At 70.7% G+C, this 2,812-nt stretch carries 1 protein-coding gene and 2 pseudogenes; 1 reads left to right on the top strand and 2 read right to left on the bottom strand.

Annotation, left to right across the window (positions count from 1 at the left end; all coding sequences use genetic code 11):
- A pseudogene (locus tag ACFRMQ_RS39855) lies at positions 1–186 on the bottom strand (hypothetical protein); the annotation flags it as partial.
- Positions 187–825 (bottom strand): annotated as a pseudogene (locus tag ACFRMQ_RS39850) (serine hydrolase); the annotation flags it as partial.
- Between the two features lie 216 nt (positions 826–1,041).
- Here ACFRMQ_RS39850 and ACFRMQ_RS39845 point away from each other — a divergent pair.
- Positions 1,042–2,751, top strand: a complete 1,710-nt coding sequence (locus tag ACFRMQ_RS39845) for a PKD domain-containing protein (RefSeq protein ID WP_380735797.1) — start codon at positions 1,042–1,044, stop codon at positions 2,749–2,751.
- Positions 2,752–2,812 lie beyond the last annotated feature (61 nt).

The following is a 2,812-nucleotide window of genomic DNA, read 5'->3' as shown; positions in this document are numbered from 1 at the left end:
GCCAACCAAAATCATGCCCCGCAACTCCAAGGTGAATAAAAACACGTCCACGATGGCGTGGACCTGTTGAAGGGTGAAGCCGAGTTCCTTGAGCGCGATGATCCGGTTGAGGCGGGCGAGCAGCCGGGCCGCCGGGTCGGTGCGGTCGGTGCCGTCGGCGAGCGGGCCGGTGTAGCAGACGGCGATCAGGTAGGGCGGGCAGTCCGCCGCCTGGACCAGGCCGACGCCGTGCCGGGCGCCGGGGATCCAGCCGTTCTTGAAGGCGATCCGGGTGCCGGACGGGAGGCCCGCGGCCAGGTCCACCCGGAAGTCGTTCTGTTCGAGCAGGGCGAGCAGTTCCGGTTCGCCGGCCAGCGAGCGCAGCAGCCGGACCAGGTCGTGGGCGCTCACCCGGTTGTCCACGCCCCGGGCGCGCGCCGCGTGGTCCTCGATCCCGCGCGGGGTGGCGCTGCGAGTGGCTCCCGCGCGGCGCCAGACGTCGGCGACGGCCTGTCGGCCGGTGCGGGCCAGACAGAGGTTGGTGGCGAGGTTGGACGAGTGGGTGATCATCCGCTCGGCGAGCAGGCGCAGCGGCACGTGGGTGCCGAGCAGTTCCCAGGGCAGCGGATCGCTGTCCCGGTCCGGGTCGTTGCCGAACTCGCCGCCCACGGCGGACTCGAAGCGGTTCACCACCGGCACCTCGGCGTCGAGGTCGGCGCCGCTGCGGCAGAGCGCGGCGAGCACCGCGACCTTCATCGTGCTCGCCGCGTCGTGCAGCACGTCGGGATTGCGGGCGAACACCGGCTTCGAGTCGCCCACCCAGGGGGCCACCACCACGGAGAGCATGGAGGAAGGGTAACCCCCCGGAACGAACTTCCCCTTCTTCTCTTAATCGTGCAAATACGACGTCAATTCACCAATCGTCCACCGATTTTCCCCCCCGAAAAACCAGGTCCCACGGACCTCGAACGACCTGTACTCTCTGAACGCACGTTCGAACTGTGTGGATTCCGTTCGACTAATCACACAACTGTGGGGGATTCGGTGCACAATCGCCGACTTGTGGTTCTCGCCGCCTTCGTGGCGGCCGGTGTCGGTCTCGCGACGTCCGGGACGGCCCAGGCCTCCGGCCCGGCCCAGGCGCCCGGCTCCGCGCCCGCCTCGATCGCCGCCGGCAGCGCGGCCGGGGTGGACGTGACCAAGAACGCTCCGGCCAAGACCTACAGCAGCGCCGCCGACCGTACGGTCGTCACCGCGAAGCCCGGCCAGCGGGCCAACGCGGCGGCGCCCGCCCAGGGCGCTCCGGCCGCGTCCCTCGCGGCGACCATCGGGGTCGGCCTGAACGCCTCGGTCTCCAGCGCCCACGGCGTCAACCTCGAGACCCTGATCACCCCCAGCGCCACCTCCACCGTCGCCGTCACCATCGCCTGGGGCGACGGGACGTCGGACACCTTCAACGCCTACGTCTCGGGCAACGGGACCGACACGCGCACCACCAAGCACAAGTACACCAACGTCGGCCGGTACAACGTCACGGTCACCGCGACGGACGCCGCGAACAACGTCCAGGCCACCAACACGGTCACGCTGGAGACCCTCGGCTCCGAGTTCACCCCGGTCACCCCCGCCCGCCTGCTGGACACCCGCTCGGGCACCGGCGCCCCGGCGGCCAAGGTCCCCGCCCAGGGCACGGTGGCCCTGAAGATCGACGGTGTCGGCCAGATCCCCGCCGGGGTCGACGCGGTGGTCCTCAACGTCACCGTCACCAACGCCACGAGCGCCGGCCACATCTCCGTGCAGCCCACGAAGAACAAGGCCGAGACGGCCATCACCTCGAACCTCAACTTCGTCGCCGGCCAGACCGTCCCGAACCTGGTGGTGGCCACCGTCGGCGGCGACGGGTACGTCTACCTGTTCAACTCGGCCTGGCAGTCGGTCGACCTGCTCGCCGACGTCACCGGCTACTTCGCCGCCAAGACGGCCAGCGGCTACCGCACCGTGTCGCAGACCCGCGTCGTCGACACCCGTGAGGGCATCGGGACGGCCAAGGGCCAGGTCGCCGGGCTGAGCGGCTTCGACGTCCAGCTGACCGGCCGCAACGGCGTGCCGGCCGGGGTCACCGCCGTGGCGGTCAACCTGACGGCCACCGCCCCGCAGGACGCCGGCCACCTGATCGCCTACCCGGCCGGGCAGGCGGCGCCGACCACCTCCAACCTGAACTTCACCGGCGGGCAGACCGTCGCCAACGCCGCGATCGTCCCGGTCAGCGCGGACGGCAGGATCACCATCCGCAACGGCAGCTGGAAGCCGACCGACGTGGTGCTCGACATCGTCGGCTACTACACCCCCGCCAGCCGCTCCGCGTACGTGCCGCTCTACACGGCGACCCGGCTGGTCGACACCCGCGAGCCCCGCGGCGGCTCGCCGGCCGCCCCGGTGCCGGCCCGCGGCTACTTCGCGCTCGCCCTGGAGGGCAACACCACCACCCCCGAGGTCGACGGCTGGGTGCTGAACACCACCGTCACCAACACCAACGGGCCGGGCTTCCTGTCGGTCGCCCCCGACCCGAACTACTGGTCCAGCTACGAGAACAACACCGCGGTCTTCCCGGACCGGCCGGTCTCCTCGACGCTGAACTGGACGTCCGGCCAGACCGTCCCGAACCTCGCCCAGACCGCGAACGGCAGGGGCGGCATCATCGACTTCTGGAACCAGGGCTGGCAGCCCGCCGACCTCCTGGTCGACGTGCTCGGCTACTACGAGTCGATCTGACCGGTCCGGACCTGACGGTCCAGGTCTGACCGGCCGAGGCCGGGGCGGCGTTCCGTACTTC

This window comes from Kitasatospora sp. NPDC056783, from assembly GCF_042789895.1.
Lineage (GTDB): Bacteria > Actinomycetota > Actinomycetes > Streptomycetales > Streptomycetaceae > Kitasatospora.
This window is presented reverse-complemented; position numbering and strand designations above follow the sequence as displayed.